Consider the following 16,388-nt stretch of genomic DNA (forward strand, 5'->3'; position numbering starts at 1 on the left):
CGGCTCGGGGACCGCAGAGTTCCCGGGTGCGGGCGGCTCCCGCGCTCATCGATTCCGCACTGATCGTGCGCTGATCGCCGTGAGCCAGTATGGCTGTAACCGAACAGGTCGGGCGCGTGCAGCGCTCCATGCCTGGCGGCGCCTACGACAGGTCTGCCTTGCGAGTCGCCGTCGATCGGGCCGGCAGGGTGCAGTCGAAAGACACAGGAGCACGAATGGGTCATTCCGCGCTGGCAACGGACAGAGAGTTCTTGGTTTTCCTCGACCGCAAGCACCAAATGCAGTACGGGAGTCCGGAATTCTTCCGGCAGTTCGGCGGGTCGGGCGAGGAACTGTACGGAAAGCCGTTCAGCTACCTCATAGAATCGGACCTCCGCGAGGCTCTTGACCGAGGCCTGAACCAGCTGCTCGTCGGAGATCGGGACCAGTTCAGTCACCGCATAGCACTGCGGCGACGGTCTGCCACACCGCTCAGTGCCGTGCTCACGGCGACAGCCCTGTGGGGTAGTTCGCCGAACAGGGCCGTGGCCATACAGCTCTTCCACCCCACGGACCCCGCCGGGCCGAAGACCGTCAGGGAGAGTCCGGTCATCGGTGAGATGGCGGCGAAAATCCTCGAAGGAACCGCGGCAGGACTGACATCAGAATTTCTGGCCTCACGTTTATTTATCAGCCCCAAGACCGTCGATTACCACATCTCACGCATGCTCCGGCAGTTCGGCATGCCGAATCGGGTGGCGCTGATCGCGCTCGCCTACTCGACGGGAATACTGCAAATCAACTCGTGGCCGCCCCGGGTCGCCGATGAGTTCATAAAATAGGAATCCGGATGAGTCTATGCCCCGCCCCTCGTCTGACATGCGGCCCGTCATCAGGACGCGTCGCTATTTCCCCGGATGGTCCTTGTTTCTCGTAAGGGGGTAGAAGTGGAGCTCATGCGCAGAGCGTGGCAGGGCGGCGGAGCGTCCCGCTCGGACGCCGACCTGGACGCGGGGGTCGAGACCGGCCCCACTCAGCTGAATCTCTTAGGGCCGCTCGAGATCCTCGTGTCCGGTGTCACCGTTTCCCCGGGAGGAGCGAAGCCGCAGATCCTCTTCGCCTACCTGTGTCTCCATGCCAACCGGCACGTCTCGGTCGACAACATCATCGAGGCCGTCTGGGGGGAGACGCCACCTTCGAGCGCCAAGAAGAACATCCAACTGTACGTGAGCCGCCTGCGCCGGCAGTTCGCCTACGCGACCGGCGTCCGTCTGATCACGACCAGCGACGGGTACCAGCTCACGGCCGAGTCCGATCAGGTTGACCTGGTGCGGTGCCGGCAACTGTGGCAGCTCGGCCAGGAAAGCCTCCACAACGGTGCGCCCAAGGAGGCCGGAAGGCTGCTGCGCGAGGCGATCCGGCTGTGGCGGGGTAAGCCTCTGAGCGGCCTCACCCACACTCTGGTCATGCAGGCCGAGGCGGCCGGGCTGGAACAGTTCCGGCTCGGACTGCTGATGAAGTACTTCCAGGCGCAGCTCGCGGACGGTCAGCACTTCGAGATAATTCCCGAACTCCTCGCCACGGTCACTGATCATCCGCACCAGGAACGACTGCGCGCGGATCTCATGATGGCCCTGTGGCGGTCCGGCCAACGCCACGCCGCGCTGGCCACCTATCGCGAGGCGCACCAGCTGCTCGCCGACGACCTGGGAATCTTCCCCGGACGGCAGTTGCATGCCCTGCACCAGGCGATCCTGGCCGACGACGCGGAGATCATGGGTGGCCTGACGACGGACCGGAGCGTCGCTCCATGACGTCGTTCACGGCCCGTGGGAAGTCGCTTTCGTCGCGGAGGCGGCCGTCGCGGCATTGTGCACAGCAGCCACCGATTCACTGCCCGACCTGCACATTGATCACCTGTTGATCACGGTCTGGCAGCATGGCCAATCGCTGTGGGCCCCATGGCACGCGGCGCAGAACTCACCAGAACGGATGCAGAAAATGAAGCGATACAAAGCCGGCGTTCCGCTGCGTCAGTCCCTCTCGGTCGCCGTCCTGACGCTGCCGTTCATCCTGGCCGCCGTCATTGGCGGTTCCTCCGTCGGCGGAGTGGCGAACCACCCGTCGTCCGGCACGGTGAACCACCACGACCGGGCCGCGGAGCTGGAGTGGAACGGCACGGGGTCGGACTACCACAGGCCCCTCTCGTGACCGGCCGACGACGGGCGGTCGACGCGGGCGATCGCCAGGAGTGACCGTCGGCCGGGGGCGGCGTGACGCAGCCGGGGTGGGGCGCGGACTCACCCCAGGGGTGTGCGGCGACCACCGCATCCTCACAACCGTGGAACACGTTCACAGCCGCCGCGTCCACCGGGACGGACCCCGTATGACCACCGGTGTTGCCCCGGCGCGCTCGCCGGGGCCGCACGGGCACCGAACGGCCCTGAATCGATGACCCCGGATCTCTGCGTGGCGGGCGTGGGTATCGGGTCGTGCTCGGAGTCATCACGGCCTATTGCCGGGGGATGCAGAAATGCCCGTCATGGGTCAACTGACCTGCTCCGAGGGCTGCCTCGCCCGCGCACAGCGTGCCGTTTCCGCAGCCCTCTGGCACTACACAGACACTCCCATCGCCAGGCCGTACTACGTCCGCGGGTGTGTTCCCGCGCCGGACGACGCGGCCGTCATCGTCGCGCTGTGGACCGGCCCGAGCGCACGCGAGAAGAGGAACCTGTTCCTACTTGTCCCGCTGGTGTCGGGTGGACTGCCCGTCCCGCCGCGGCGCGTGGTCGCGGGGGGGGGGCTTCTACTTCGAGCGCCCCGGCGAACCGAGGCGCTACCCATGACCGACGGGCCGGGATGAGATCCCCCTCGCCCTGCGGGCTGATGGTTGCTCTTGACGATGGTGCGGGCGGGGGCCGTGCTGACCGGCGAAGCGAGCGGCGGCTGAGGGCGGTAGCGGATCAGTGCTCGATCTGGAAGCGGCTTTGCTGGAAGCGGCTTTGGCTGATGACGGACTGCCGGATGCGGTTGGTGAATTCGGGGCTTCGGGCGATCCGGTCGACCCCGCCGGCCTTGTTGTTGCGCAGGGCGGCCTTGAAGCTCTGGTCGAGGACTCCCACGAGGCGGTCCATGAGTTCGGGTGTCAGATGGTCTAGGTCGATGTTCAGCAGGTCGCGGTGGGTGGGGCGAAGGCCGTGAATTCACGTGCCAGCCGTGCCATGGAGACGACCTGGTCGACGGGGAAGCCCAGGTTGCGGTAGTAGCCGGCCCGGCGCTCGTAGTGGTAAGCGCCGCTATGCGTGAGGCTCTCTTCGGTGTCCTTCTGGATGGGCTCGGTGGCCCGAAGGGCGCCGGCGGGGAGCTGGGTCTGACTGTTGGTGGCGCGGATGATCCTGTCGCGTGCCGTCCCGTTTTCAGGTGCGACCACAATCTTGACCAGGAGCGAGCGGTCGCGGTGCTGTCCGCCGGACTGGAAGTAGCTGTAGACCTCATGACTGGTCTGGAGCCCGTTCACGATCTGGGGGTCTTTGACGACGATCCTCTTGCCGATGATCCGTGCCTCGTCGGCGACGACGGTGACCCCGTTGTTGAACCACCAGAAGTCCTCACCCGTCCCGGACCTCAAGGTGTCGCCGATGGCATTGTTCACGGCGGTCGAACCCGCGTAGTCCCGTACGTTCGACTCGAAGAGCTCCAGACGGAGGGCCCTGTTGTCCGAAGTGATGAACCGGTAGTACTCGTCGAGACGCGCCAGACACACGTAACCCTCACCGAGCGACGTGCTCATGGGGGTTTCGGAGAAGACGAGCTCAGCCACGGCCCTCGCGCCACGGGCAGTCCGTTCGCGGAGGTCGGCCGCGTTGAGGTACTCGATCGTCGCCTCGGTGTCCGACGTGATCTCGGCGAGCTCCCGGCGCAGACGGTCTCCCTTGGCCTTCACATGGGGATGCGGACCCGCGGCAGCCTTGCTGGCGTAGATCACCCTCACTCGTACCTGGGGGAACGAGGCTGCCAGGTTCTCCAGTACGTGCAGGAAACGCCTGGTGCGTTCGAAGGTGGAAGTGCAGCTTCTCGAACACGGTCTCCTGGTGGCCGGCAGACGTCTTGGCCTGGAGTACGACCAGTTCGATGGTGCCGGCTCGTGTCGTCAGGTACTGGTGGGCGTCGGCCGTGACGTAGCGGCCGTCCACGAAGGCCCAGATACCGTCGATCCCGCAGTCGTGTGCGCCGTCGACGATTCCGTCGACGATTCCGTCGAGGATCTCGTCGTTGTCGAGATCCCAGTCCTGCAGAGCCTTGCCGGCCGCGAAGAAGGTGAAGAAGTCGTCACGCCCCTTGAGTATGCCGGTGGTACCCGTCGGACCTGCCCGCCCGGACCGTCGACTCCTGCCTGGCCCTCGCCCGGCTGCGCGGCGAGGGCGCGGCTGCCCCCGCGTCCTGGCGCCCGTGACAGCCCGGCTCGAGTGTCACTGGCGTCGGGTCATAACACCCCGGTGAGTCTGGAAGGGTTGGCCCGGCGCAAAACCTGCGCCCGAACGCGTACCACCTCCGTCGACCGGGAGAGAAGCATGACCATCAAGGACATCGGGCCCGAACCTCAGAGTTTCGACCTCGAGCAGGCGACGCTGGAGAACACCAACTACCGCTCGGTCGCCTGGTCCGGGAAGTACCTCCAGCTGACCCTCATGTCGATCCCGGTGGGTGAGGACATCGGCCTGGAGGCACACCCAGGGACCGACCAGTTCCTCCGGCTCGACGCGGGCCGCGGCCGCGTTCAGATGGGCAGCGCGAAGGACCGCCTCGACTTCGACCAGGAAGTCGAGGACGGCTGGGCGGTCTTCGTACCCGCCGGCACGTGGCACAACGTCACCAACACCGGCGACGAGCCCATGCGGCTCTACGCCGTCTACGCCCCGGTCCACCACGCCCCGGACAAGATCCACGCAACCTTCGCCGACGCGGAAAGCGACGAGGACTCGGGCAACGACGAACCCCCGACCTGGTCGGTCCAGCCCACCCACCACCCCGCGGACAAGCACGCCTGACCACCAGCGGGGGGCCCAGGAGAACAAACAAGCCCCAGGTCGCTGACCTGGGGCTTTGCTATGGAGCGGATGCCGAATCCGTATCGACTTCCGGCACACGATCCGCCAGGGCGAATACGACGGCCTTCTGCTGACCGCCAATCAAGCCGTCCGGGGTCTCCTACGCCGACCTCGCAGAGGAGGACCTGGTGGTGGCACTGGAGGACGGGCGGGTCGTCGAGGGACACCTCAGGCCGTCCACCGACACCGAAACCCATCGGTGCCTCTACCGGGCCTTCCCCTCCATCGGCGGCGTCACCCACACGCACTCGACGCACGCCGTCGCCTTCGCCCAGGCGCGCCGCCCGATCCCCGTACTCGGCACGACGCACGCCGACACCTTCAACGGGCCGGTCCCCGTGACGGAGGACCTCACCGCCGAGCAGTGCGCGCGGGACTACGAGTACAACACCGGACAGGTGATCGTCGCCCGGCTCGACGGCGACCCCCGGCGGGCCGACGAGGTCCCCGGAGCGCTCGTCTCACGACACGGACCCTTCACCTGGGGCGCCACCGCGAAGGCGGCGCTGGAGAACGCCATCGTCTGCGAGGCCGTGGCGGAGATGGCGCTGCACACGCTGGCACTGGGGTCCCGCCTCGGGGAAGCCTCCGAACCGCCGAAGCACCTGCTGGAGCGGCACTTCACCCGTAAGCACGGACCGGACGCCTCTTACGGCAACGCTCCTCACGCCCCGGGCGTCTGAAGTCGCGCACCGGCTCGGGAGGTGGCGACCTGTTCTCGGATCAAGGGGGCGGTCAACTACCGGTTCCGGACCGTGACTTGACGTGTCCGTCAGGCGCCGGCCTCGCGCTGGCCGTCGGCGGCCTGTCCACGACCGCCCTGACCGTTCCGGTCGCGGCTGCCGCCACCGCGGCAGCCGCTGCCGGCACACCTGTACGGGTCAACCAGCTCGGCTACCTGCCCGACGGCCCCAAGCGGGCCACCGTGGCCGGCTCCGCGACCGCCCCGCTCGCCTGGCAACTGCGCGACGCCTCCGCCTCGGGTGCCACCACGGTGCGCGGGTCCGACCAGGCGTCCGGCCAGTCCACGCACCTGGTGGACTTCGGCGCGTACACCGGCACCGGCACCGGCTTCACCCTGGTCGTCGACGGCCAGAGCAGCCACCCCTTCGACATCTCCGCATCGCTGTACGACGGACTGCGCGCCGACAGCATGTCGTTCTTCTACCAGCAGCGCAGCGGTATTGCGATCGACGCGACTCTGGCGGGCGGCAGCGCCTACGCCCGCCCCGCCGGGCACCTGGGCGTCGCCCCGAACAAGGGCGACACCGGCGTCCCCTGCCAGGCCGGGGTGTGCGACTAACTACCAACTGGACGTGCGCGGTGGCTGGTACGACGCGGGCGACCAAGGCAAGTACGTGGTCAACGGCGGCATCTCCGTCTGGGAGATGGTCAACTCCTTCGAGCGGGCCCGCCGTTCGGGCAGCGAAGCGGCGCTCGGCGACGCGACGCTGCGGGTGCCGGAGCGCGGCAACGGGACGCCGGACGTGCTGGACGAGGCCCGCTGGGAGCTGGAGTTCTTGCTGCGGATGCAGGTCCCGGCCGAGAAGCCGATGGCCGGGATGGCCTTCCACAAGATACACGACGCCAAGTGGACTGCCCTGCCGACCCGGCCCGAACTCGATGCCGAACAGCGTGAGTTGCACAAGCCGTCGACCGCCGCGACGCTGAACCTGGCGGCCTCGGCCGCGCAGTGTGCCCGGGTGTACGCGAGCCGTACGACGCCGCGTTCGCCGCGCGCTGCCTGGACGCGGCCCGCCGCGCCTGGACGGCTGCCAAGGTCAACCCGAACGTGCTTGCTCTCGCGACCGACAACGCCGGCGGCCGTGCGTACGAGGACGCCGACGTCTCCGACGAGTTCTACTGGGCGGCGGTGGAACTCCTGGCCACCACCGGCGAGTCGCAGTACCGGGACGCCGTCGCCTCCTCTGCGCACCACACCAAGTCCGTCGACGGATTCTGGTGGGGCGGCACCGCGACGCCCGGCCGGATCACCCTCGCCACCGTCCCCGGCGTGGCCCTGCCCGCCGACGACGTGGCCCGGCTCCGCGGCCTGCTGACCACGGCCGCCGATGGCCACCTGTCCACCATGGCCGGACAGGGCTACGCGGTGTCGCTCCCCGCCACCGGGTACGTGTGGGGCTCCAACAGCTCCGTCACCAACAACGCGATCGTGCTGGCCGTCGCATACGAGCTCACCGGTCAACAACGGTACCGGGCAGGAGCGTTGGAGTCCCTGGACTACCTGCTCGGCCGGAACGCACTCGACCTCTCCTACGTCACCGGCTACGGCGATCGTTACCCCGCGAACCAGCACCACCGGTTCTGGGCACACCAGAACGACGCCTCGCTGCCGCACCCGCCGGCCGGATCCTTCGCGGGCGGACCGAACGCGGGGCTGGAGGACCCGGTGGCCAAGGAGAAGCTCGCGGGCTGCGCACCGGCGGCGTGCTACGTGGACGACGTCGGCTCGTACTGGGCGACGCCGCAGCAGGTTTCGGTCCTCGCCGCGCAGGACCCCGACGCGTCGTCGGGCAGCGCGACGCTCGCGGTCGGTGGTCCTGGCGTGCAGTCGGCGACGTTCACGGCGACGGAGGCGGACGACGACGCTTCGGCGGCCTCCTGCGCGGTGGCGTACCGGATCGACAACGCTTGGGGCAACGGCTTCACGGCGACGGTGACGGTGAAGAACACCGGAACCTCGGCGGTATCCGGGTGGACCATCGGCTGGAGCTTCGCAGGTGACCAGCGGATCACCAACGGCTGGAACGCCACGGTGAGCCAGCCGGGCAGCACGGTCACCGCCCGGGACACCGGATGGAACGGAACACTGGCACCCGGCGGCAGCGTGAGCTTCGGCTTCCAGGCGACGTACTCGGGCACCAACGCCGTGCCGGCGCGCTACACGCTCAACGGAGCACTCTGCTCCTGAACGATCGTCACGTCACGCCCACCCGGCGATGGACGACGGAGTGGAGCCAGGATCGTCCCGGCTCCACTCCATGGCAGGTCGTCAGGTACGGGTCCAGCGCTGGTTGCTGCCGTTCGAGCAGGAGTAGAGCTGGATCAGGGTGCCGTTGGCGGTGTTGTTGCCGGCGGCGTCGAGGCAGAGGCCGGACTGGACTCCGACGATGGATCCGTCGGAGTTGAGGCGCCATTTCTGGTTGTCGCCACCCCAGCAGCTGTAGATCTGGACTTTGGTGCCGTTGCCGGTGCCGGCGGCGTCCAGGCACTTGTTGCCGTAGACCCTGAGCTCGCCTGCGGCGGTGTGCGACCACTGCTGGTTGGTGCGGTTGTTGCAGTCCCACAGGTTGACCTGGGTGCCGTCGGTGGTGCTGGCACCGGGCACGTCCAGGCAGCGGCCCGACCCGACGCCCTTGATCTGTCCAGAACCGGGCGAAGGGGTCGGAGTGGGAGTAGAGGATCCGGCGTTGAGCGCGTTGAGGACGGAGGAGTAGGCGGCCTTCTTGCTGCCGTCACCGTTGAACAGCAGCGGCGAGTGCTCCGGTCGCCAGGAGTCGGTGTCGCGCACCCCCCAGACGGTGATGCCGAGGCAGCGCGGGACGGCCAGGCAGTCGTTGGTCACGTTGGCGTAGGTCGTGGCCGAGGCACCCTGGATGTCGAGTTCGGTGACGGCCACGTCGACGCCGAGGGCTGCAAAACTCTGCAGGGTGGTGCGGAAGTTGCTGTTGTAGGGGCTGTCGCTGTTGAAGTGCGACTGGAAGCCGACGCAGTCGATCGGCACGCCGCGCTGCTTGAAGTCCCGGACCATGGCGTACATGGCCTGGGTTTTGGCCCAGGTCCAGTTCTCGACGTTGTAGTCGTTGTAGCAGAGCTTGGCGGCCGGGTCGGCGGCGCGCGCGGTGCGGAAGGCGACTTCGATCCAGTCGTTGCCGGTGCGCTGCAGGTTGGAGTCGCGCCGGGCTCCTGAAGTGCCGTCCTCGAAGGCCTCGTTCACGACGTCCCACTGGCCGATCTTGCCCTTGTAGTGGGCCATCACGCCGTTGATGTGGTTGGTCATCGCCTGGCGCAGCGTGCTGCCGCTGAGGCTCTGCATCCAGCCGGGCTGCTGGGAGTGCCAGGCCAGGGTGTGGCCGCGCACCTGCTTGCCGTTCTGCACCGCCCAGTTGTAGACGCGGTCACCCGCGGCGAAGTTGAACTGGCCACGCTGGGGTTCGGTGGCGTCGATCTTCATCTCGTTCTCGGGCGTCACCGAGTTGAACTCGCGGCCGGCGATCGTCGTGTACGCCGAGTCGCCCAGCCTGCCCGAGGCGATGGCGGTACCGAAGTACCGGCCGCTCTGCGTCGCCGCGCTGCCGAGCGTGCTCTCGGCGGCGTGTGACGTCGGCGCCACCAGCGCGGCGGCCGCACCGAGGACGCCGACGACCAGGGCCGCACACAGGACGCTGGTCTTCCGGCGGATGGTGGGTGGGGGAATGGCTTGTGAGCCCATGAATGAGCCTCCAGAAAGAAATCGCGGAAGGGTTGGATCGCGGCATGGTGAATCCGCGTGAACGACGCCCGCGTCCATGGGAAAGGGACGCTCATGAGCGCGTAGAGATCCGAGGACGGCGCCCGGAACCGGACACGGACGGGCCACACCGCCTCGGCCATCAGTCTGGAAACCCCGCCGAAACAAGTCAAGAGTTTCGAAAGCATTTCGAGAATCTGTCTCTCGGGGGCGCTTAGTGGTCCCTTTTCATTGAGTGGTCCTCATCGAAAGTATTTCGATGAGGACCATTCAATCGGGATCTGGCGGAAAGCTGTAAACGAGCATTTCCTTCAGTCGGCATCGCCGGGAATGGCCGCCTGGTCACGGCGGCCTCGGTCAGCGCACGACCGTGTTGAACCCCAGTGCGGGATTGGCGTTCCGGACGAGGGACTTGGCCTGCTCCGGCCACCACACGCCGGCCGCGGGATCGACGATGCCGTACTCCGGGTCGATGGTGCCGCCCGGGATGCCGCGGTTGCACTGGCCGTCGGACTGGCCGACGGTCTTGATCCACAGGTAGGCGTCCACGAGCGGGACGCCGGTGTTCGCGGTCGGCCGGTCGCCGACGCCGCGACCCGGGGCGTTGCACCAGGTTTGCGGGTCGCCGCTGTACTTGCCCGCGGGCGGGGTACCGACGTTCTGCTGGAACCAGCGGTCGGTCCAGTGCCACGTGGACGGATCGTCCACGTTCACGGAGTTTCCCGGCTGCCCGTCGTTCGGTGCTGCGGGTGAGTAGTACTGGCTCGCGCACCAGTCGGCGTGCCCCCTGGCCCAGTCCGGGCCTTTGGTGGCGAACCACAGGCACTGGGAGACCCAGGTGCCGTAGTGGGTGGACAGGCCGGTGGCCAGATAGTTGGAGACGTTCAGCGAGAAGCCCTGGGTGCGGGTGACGCCGGCCTGGAGGAGGCGTTGTGCGATGTCGCCGACGCTGCGCCAGTGGCTGTTGCCGGCGTCCAGGTAGACGACGCTGTTCGGCTGCTGCCCCAGGGCGTCGATCGCGTGGTTGAGGTCGGCGAAGCGTCCTGTGGTGATCGCGCCGGTGGGGTCGCTGCCGGGACCGCAGTCGGAGGAGAGGTTGGCCAGCCCGTCCGGTTCGAGGATGACGACGGCCTTGCTGCGGCCGAGCCCCCGGGCGAAGGCGCTGATCCAGGCCTGGTACTCGGCGTCCGACTGCGCACCGCCGGAGGAATACTGGGAGCAGTCGCGCAGCGGGATGTTGTAGGCCACCAGGACGGGAACCGTCCGGGTTCGCTCGGCGCGGCGCACCAGGTCGCGTACGCGGGATTCGACCTGCTCCGGGGTGCCGGCGGTGAACCAGGCAGCCTCTGGCCAACTAGCTGGCTTCGCCATGGACTTGGCGCCCTCGAAGTCCCGGTGAAGGAAGTCGGTGACGGCCTGGTGGGCTGCGTCGCTGTCGGGATCGACGTGGAAGCGGGTGTTCGTCGCAAGCGTGTGGGAGTCCGGCGCGGAGCTCGCCTCGGCAGAGGCCGGGGCGGCGGCGCCGAGGAGCAGTGTGAGTGCGCTCGCTGCCAGGGCTAATCGGTGCAGCGGGATGCGCACGGGGTTCCTTCGGTAGGGGTTCGCCCTTCGGCGAGGGAAGGGGGGTCAGTAGCCGTAGATCATCTTGTAGGCGACCTCCGGCAGGAACTGTCCGGCCGAGGAGTCGGCCCCGACGCCGCAGTTGCCGTCGGACTCGCCGGGGACCTTGATCCACAGCAGCATCTCGGCACCGCCGCCGCGCTGGCTGGGAGTGCCGATCCGGCGGCCTGCGGGGTTGCACCACTGGCCGTTGGAACCGTTGCCGTTGCGGCTGGTGTCGACGACGAACGGCTTGGTGTAGCCGTAGGAGCCCAGGGCGGAGTTGACCGCGTTGCCGTAGGAGGTGTTCTGGTCGGTGGTGAAGTAGTTGGAGACGTTCAGCACGAAGCCGCGTGCCCCGCCGACACCGGCGGCGGCGAGCTGGCGCGCCATGGTCGAGGCGTCGACCCAGCCGGGGTTCCCGGCGTCGAGGTAGACCCAGGTGTTGGGTGCCTTGGCCTTGAACTGGTCGATCGCGTTCTTCAGCATGGCGTTGCGCTCCGCGATCTGAGCAGCCGTCATGCAGCTCTCGTGGCCGAGCGCGTCGGGTTCCAGGACGACCACGGCAGGGCGGTTGCCGATGCCACTGGCGAAGGCGGCGATCCAGGCGTCGTACGCGGCCCGGCTCCCCGCGCCGCCGCCGGAGTGACCGGCGCAGATGTCCCGGTGGGGGATGTTGTACGCGACCAGGATCGGCAGCTTGTCGTAGGAGTCCGCGCGGCCGACGTAGGCGCCGGTTGCCGTGCCGATATCGCCGCTCCAGTTCCCGAACCAGCGGGCTGCCGGGGTGTTGGCGATGGACGTCCGGATCGCCGCCGCCCGCCCGTCGCCGGGGTTCGCGTTGGTCCACCGCAGGGCGGAGTTGTCGGGGTCGGCGTAGAAGCCGCTGGTCATGGTGGTCGGGTCCGCGGCGTACGCCGGGCCGGCACTGATCAGGGCGAGACCGGTGGCGAGGGCACCGGCCAGCAGGACGGATGCGGCTCGGACGGACTTGCGCATGGTTCTTCCTCCGGTGGGGGTGGGGGTGGGGGTGGGGAAGTGGAAGCGCTTCCAGTTTTGGTGTGGGGTCGGATCGCGCTGATGGGATGATTGGGGTCGTCGAGGAGCAGTTCTTCCATGGAGCCGTCACCCAAGCGCATGCCGACCCTCGACGAGGTGGCCGCACGAGCCGGCGTGTCGCGCACGGCGGCCTCCCGGGTGATCAACAACGCCCCGCATGTCAGCCGCGCCAAGCGGGAGGCGGTCCAACGGGCGGTGCGCGAGCTGGATTTCGTGCCCAATCCGTCCGCGCAGGCCCTGGCGACCCGCCGGGTCGGAGCGGTGGTGCTGGCGGTCTCCAGCGACGAGCCGGGGCTGTTCGCGGACCCGTTCTTCGCGGAGGTCATCGTCGGCGTCAGCGCGGCGCTGGAGCAGACCGAACTGGAACTGATCCTGCTGCTGGCCAACACCCCGCGCGGCCGGGAGAGGTTCGAGCGGTTGCTGCGCTCCCGCCGGGCCGACGGCGTCATGCTGATGGCGCTGCGCGGCGACGATCCGCTGGGACGCCTGGGAGAGGAGGTCGATCTCCCCGTCGTCTTCGGCGGACTCCCGCTCACCGGCGAGCCCACGTGGTACGTGGACGCCGACAACCGGGGCGGTGCCCGCCTGGCCGCCGAGCACTTCGCGCGCACGGGCCGCCGACGGCCCGTCATGATCACCGGACAGATGGACGCCAGGGCCGCAGTCACGCGGGAGCAGGGGTTCACCGAGGGGCTGACCTTGTCCGGCCTGCCGCTTCTCGGGGTCGAGCCCGGGCAGTTCACCGAGGACGGCGGCGCGGAGGCGATGGAGCGACTGCTCCGGGCGCACTCCGATCCCGACGCGGTGTTCGCGGCCTCCGACGCGATGGCCATCGGCGCTCTGCGCACCTTGCGGGAACGGGGCCTCCGGGTGCCCGAGGATGTCGCGGTGATCGGCTTCAACGACCTGGCGAGCGCCCGGCACACCAGCCCGCCGCTGACCACGGTCCATCAGCCGGTGCGGGCGCTGGGCCAGGAGATGGCCAGGATGCTGGTCAGTGCCATCGAAGGATACCGCCCCACCCCGCTGATCCTCCCGACCCGCCTGACCGTGCGCGAGTCCGCTCCCGATCTGCCCGCGTCGGCCTGATCAGCGGGCGCTTCCGGCAGGGCCGGCCCGATCTGACGGGAGCGCCTCCCACTCGATTTCCCGTCGCCGCGATCGGCCCGTGGCGATCGGGAGACTCGGCGCCGGGTCAGATGAATCGCCACAGGTGGTCGTTGGCGCCGTTGTCGTCCCAGAGAACGGTATGTGCTCCCTGGGCGGTGGAGGCGCCGGAGACGCCGAGGACGCGGCTGCTGTTGGCGCACTGGATCCTGAAGGTGTCGCCGCCGCCGTGGCGCAGGCGCCACCGGTGGTCGGCGGTGCCGTTGTCCGCCCACTGGACGATCCGGGCGCCGTTGGCGGTGTCGCCGTTCTCCACGGCGAGGACCTTGCCGCTGTGGGAGTTGCGCAGGCGCAGGTGGCCGCCGGTGTCGACTACGGCCGTCCAGAGATGGTCGGCGGTGCCGTTGTCGTCCCACTGGATGGCGAGGCCGCCGTCGGCGGTGGACATGTCCCGCACACCGAGGACCCGCCCGCTGGCGACGTTCTGGATGCGCCTGGCGCCGTCGGGGACGAACTGCCACTGGCCGGCGGGGGCGCCGGTGTCGGGCACCTGTACGGCTGCGGCGCCGTTGGCGGTGGAGCCGCCTTCGATGCCGAGCAGCTTGCCGGTGTGGACGTTCCGAACCTTGTGGTAGCCGTTGCCGGCGTCCACGACGGTCCACCGGTGGTCGGCCGTGCCGGTGTCGGCCCACTGGAGGATCGGGGCGTTGTCGGCGGTGGACATGCCCTGCACGCCGAGGACCTTGCCGCTGTTGACGTTGCGCAGGCGCAGTGCGGCGCCGTCGACGATGAGGACCCAGTTGTGGTCGGTGGTGCCGGTGTCGGTCCACTGCAGAGCGAGGCCCCCGTCGGCGGTCGACATGTCCCGGATGCCGAGGACGAGTCCGCTGGCCGCGTTGACGAGACGGAAGCCGGCGGTGTCGGTCCGCCAGTAGACGGTGTAGTTGAAGCCCTGGGCGTCGTGGAACGGGGCGAGGTCGACCTTCGTTCCGTTGGCGGTGGCCGTGAAGGCGAGGGAGGTGCTGCTGGTCCGGGTGATCGAGGAGGGGGCCAGGGCCGGGAGGGAGGACAGTGTGGTGCTCCCGTAGTTGCCGGCGAGGACGGCGGGGCCGTAGGTGATCGCCGCGACAGCGGGGTTGTCGTTGGCGGCCTGGAGGGCCACGCGCATGGGGAGCTTCACGGTGACGGTGTCGCCGGAGGCCCAGGACCGGGTGAGGGTGGCGTAGGTGCCCGGACTGGCCGTGACGGTCTGGGCGACGCCGTTGACGCTGACGGTGGCGCCCGAAGTCCATCCGGGGATGCGGACGCGCATCGACCAGGTCCCGCCGACGCCGCCGGTGACCTTGAGCGTCGTGGTGTCGTCGGCCGGGTAGGAGGTGGTCTGGGTGACGGTGATGCCTCGCTGGGTCCAGTCCAGGACGGAGGGGAGGAACAGGTTCACGGTGAGGGTGGTGCTGCCGTCGTGGAAGTAGATGGAGTCCATCAGCTTCGTGTTGGACTCGATGCCCGTTCCCTGGCAGCACCAGAACGTGCCGTAGTCGGTGCTCCAGGTGCCGCCGCCCCAGGCCGGGCCCTTGCCGCGGCGGCCGCCCGGGTTGAGGGGGGTGAAGTAGGTGATGTGCCCGTGCGGGTCGGCCGGGTTCTGGGCGCCGATGACGTGGTTGAGCAGCACCTTCTCGTAGAAGTCGAAGTACGACGCCCGGCCGGGGTCCAGCTGCCACAGTTCCCGGGTCAGCTTGAGCATGTTGTAGGAGTTGCAGAGCTCGCAGGTGTCGGGGGCGAGGAAGCCGGAGATGGCGTTCGGGGCCCGGAAGTGTTCCGCCTGGCTGTTGCCGCCGATGGCATACGTGTGCGAGGTGGTGCAGATCCTCCACGCGTTGGCGGCGATGTCGCGGTAGCGGGTCGTCCCGGTGGCCTTGTACTCGCGGACGGCTCCGATCCACTTGGGCACCTGCGTGTTGGCGTGCAGACCGTTCAGTTGGTCCAGGTTCGCGGCGAGGGGGTCGAAGACCGCGGCATGGTCGAACCGCTGGGCGGTGGCCAGCCAGCGTGCGTCGCCGGTCTGTTGGTGGAGGTCGGCCAGCACCTCGTTCATGCCGCCGAACTCGACGCCCATCAACGACTGCATCTTGCTCTGGCTGAGCGCGGCGGTGCGCCGGTCGACCCAGCCGGCGAGCGCGAGGAGCACGTCGCGGGCCTGCGTGTTGCCGATGAGGCGCCACACGTCGAGCAGACCGGCCATGGTCTTGTGGACGCAGTAGTACGGGACGTTGCCGTTGTTCAGCGTGCCTGCTTCGAGGCTGGTGAAGTCGGCCTCGGGGAAGCCCGACAGGTAGCCGGCGGAGAAGCCCGCGGTGGAGTTGTTGGCTTGGCACTTGGCGAGTTCGGCCACCATGCGGTCGGCCTTGTCGCGGCAGGTGGTGTCCCCGACCGCGGCGTAGGCCTGGGCCCATGCCGTGAGGAAGTGGCCCTGCACGTGGGTGCGGAAGGGGAACGCCGGGTCGTCCCATCCTCCGGTCGGGGCCGCGGCGTTGGTGGAGAGCCGGTGGTTGGCGCGGAAGTTGTACAGCAGGCGGTCGACGTCGATGAAGCGGAGATAGGCCAGGGTGCGGTTCTGATTGTCGAGCCAGCGGCTGCTGGTGAGCTGGACCTGACCCAGGTCGAACGGGAACGTCGACACTCCGACGTCGGACCTGACCGGGGGCGTCTGCGCCGTGGCGGAGACGGTGTTCAGTACGGGGCCGACAGCCGCGGCCACGGCCGCGACGCCGGTCGCCTTGATCACGGCGCGGCGGCTTAAGGGGGGAACCGGCATGGCGAACTCCGTGGTCTGTGAGAGATAAGGGCGCCGCGCACAAGGGCTGTTGGGCTTCGACCGGCGGTTGCGAGGTCGGTGCTGCGGCTGCCTGCTGCGCATGAGTGTTAACGCTCACAATTGACGTGTCAATACCTCCGTCGGGCGGTGCCGACAAGGCTGTCCCGCGCACCGCGCGCAGCTGCTCCAGGCGATCGATCCGCTCCGGCGGCGTGCATCGCGGCCAGGTACACCGAGGTCAATGGGGGTC

Annotated in this window: 13 protein-coding genes and 2 pseudogenes; 9 read left to right on the top strand and 6 right to left on the bottom strand. The window is 68.6% G+C overall.

Going from position 1 to position 16,388, the window contains the following annotated elements:
* Positions 1-215: 215 nt before the first annotated feature.
* The 3 genes from OOK34_RS27360 (at position 216) to OOK34_RS27370 (ending at position 2,190) form a co-directional block, all read left to right on the top strand.
* Positions 216-821, top strand: coding sequence for a LuxR C-terminal-related transcriptional regulator (locus OOK34_RS27360; RefSeq protein ID WP_267036520.1), 606 nt, complete (start codon positions 216-218; stop codon positions 819-821).
* Between the two features lie 114 nt (positions 822-935).
* Positions 936-1,793, top strand: a complete 858-nt coding sequence (locus OOK34_RS27365) for an AfsR/SARP family transcriptional regulator (protein WP_267036928.1) — start codon at positions 936-938, stop codon at positions 1,791-1,793.
* Positions 1,794-1,980: 187 nt separating this feature from the next.
* Positions 1,981-2,190, top strand: a complete 210-nt coding sequence (locus OOK34_RS27370) for a hypothetical protein (protein ID WP_267036521.1) — start codon at positions 1,981-1,983, stop codon at positions 2,188-2,190.
* Between the two features lie 752 nt (positions 2,191-2,942).
* Here the strand turns inward: OOK34_RS27370 and OOK34_RS27375 are convergent.
* Positions 2,943-3,113: a hypothetical protein gene (locus OOK34_RS27375; protein WP_267036522.1), complete on the bottom strand. Its 171-nt coding sequence runs from the start codon at positions 3,111-3,113 to the stop codon at positions 2,943-2,945.
* Between the two features lie 32 nt (positions 3,114-3,145).
* Positions 3,146-3,964, bottom strand: a complete 819-nt coding sequence (locus OOK34_RS27380) for an AIPR family protein (protein ID WP_267036523.1) — start codon at positions 3,962-3,964, stop codon at positions 3,146-3,148.
* Positions 3,965-4,550: 586 nt separating this feature from the next.
* Here OOK34_RS27380 and OOK34_RS27385 point away from each other — a divergent pair.
* The 5 genes and pseudogenes from OOK34_RS27385 (at position 4,551) to OOK34_RS27405 (ending at position 8,019) form a co-directional block, all read left to right on the top strand.
* A complete protein-coding gene (locus OOK34_RS27385) occupies positions 4,551-5,027 on the top strand; it encodes a cupin domain-containing protein (RefSeq protein WP_267036524.1) in 477 nt (158 codons plus the stop codon).
* Between the two features lie 140 nt (positions 5,028-5,167).
* A pseudogene (locus tag OOK34_RS27390) lies at positions 5,168-5,770 on the top strand (class II aldolase/adducin family protein); the annotation flags it as partial.
* 77 nt (positions 5,771-5,847) lie between these two features.
* Positions 5,848-6,390, top strand: coding sequence for a cellulase N-terminal Ig-like domain-containing protein (locus tag OOK34_RS27395; protein WP_267036525.1), 543 nt, complete (start codon positions 5,848-5,850; stop codon positions 6,388-6,390).
* Positions 6,391-6,403: 13 nt separating this feature from the next.
* Positions 6,404-7,503, top strand: a pseudogene (locus tag OOK34_RS27400) (glycoside hydrolase family 9 protein); the annotation flags it as partial.
* Positions 7,504-7,716: 213 nt separating this feature from the next.
* Positions 7,717-8,019, top strand: a complete 303-nt coding sequence (locus OOK34_RS27405; RefSeq protein ID WP_267036929.1) for a cellulose-binding domain-containing protein — start codon at positions 7,717-7,719, stop codon at positions 8,017-8,019.
* An 81-nt stretch (positions 8,020-8,100) separates the two neighbouring features.
* Here the strand turns inward: OOK34_RS27405 and OOK34_RS27410 are convergent, their stop codons facing one another.
* The 3 genes from OOK34_RS27410 to OOK34_RS27420 form a co-directional block, all read right to left on the bottom strand.
* Positions 8,101-9,540 carry an endo-1,4-beta-xylanase gene (locus tag OOK34_RS27410; protein ID WP_267036526.1) on the bottom strand — a complete coding sequence of 480 codons (1,440 nt, stop codon included), beginning with the start codon at positions 9,538-9,540 and terminating at the stop codon, positions 8,101-8,103.
* Between the two features lie 375 nt (positions 9,541-9,915).
* Positions 9,916-11,139, bottom strand: coding sequence for a glycoside hydrolase family 6 protein (locus OOK34_RS27415; RefSeq protein WP_267036527.1), 1,224 nt, complete (start codon positions 11,137-11,139; stop codon positions 9,916-9,918).
* Between the two features lie 45 nt (positions 11,140-11,184).
* Positions 11,185-12,156, bottom strand: a complete 972-nt coding sequence (locus OOK34_RS27420; protein ID WP_267036528.1) for a glycoside hydrolase family 6 protein — start codon at positions 12,154-12,156, stop codon at positions 11,185-11,187.
* 117 nt (positions 12,157-12,273) lie between these two features.
* On the opposite strand from OOK34_RS27420, the gene OOK34_RS27425 reads away from it, so the two are divergent.
* Positions 12,274-13,305 carry a LacI family DNA-binding transcriptional regulator gene (locus tag OOK34_RS27425; RefSeq protein ID WP_267036529.1) on the top strand — a complete coding sequence of 344 codons (1,032 nt, stop codon included), beginning with the start codon at positions 12,274-12,276 and terminating at the stop codon, positions 13,303-13,305.
* A 106-nt stretch (positions 13,306-13,411) separates the two neighbouring features.
* Here OOK34_RS27425 and OOK34_RS27430 read toward each other — a convergent pair whose 3' ends face one another.
* A complete protein-coding gene (locus tag OOK34_RS27430) occupies positions 13,412-16,138 on the bottom strand; it encodes a beta-L-arabinofuranosidase domain-containing protein (protein ID WP_267036530.1) in 2,727 nt (908 codons plus the stop codon).
* Between the last annotated feature and the right edge of the window lie 250 nt (positions 16,139-16,388).

It is taken from the genome of Streptomyces sp. NBC_00091 (genome assembly GCF_026343185.1).
Classification (GTDB): domain Bacteria; phylum Actinomycetota; class Actinomycetes; order Streptomycetales; family Streptomycetaceae; genus Streptomyces.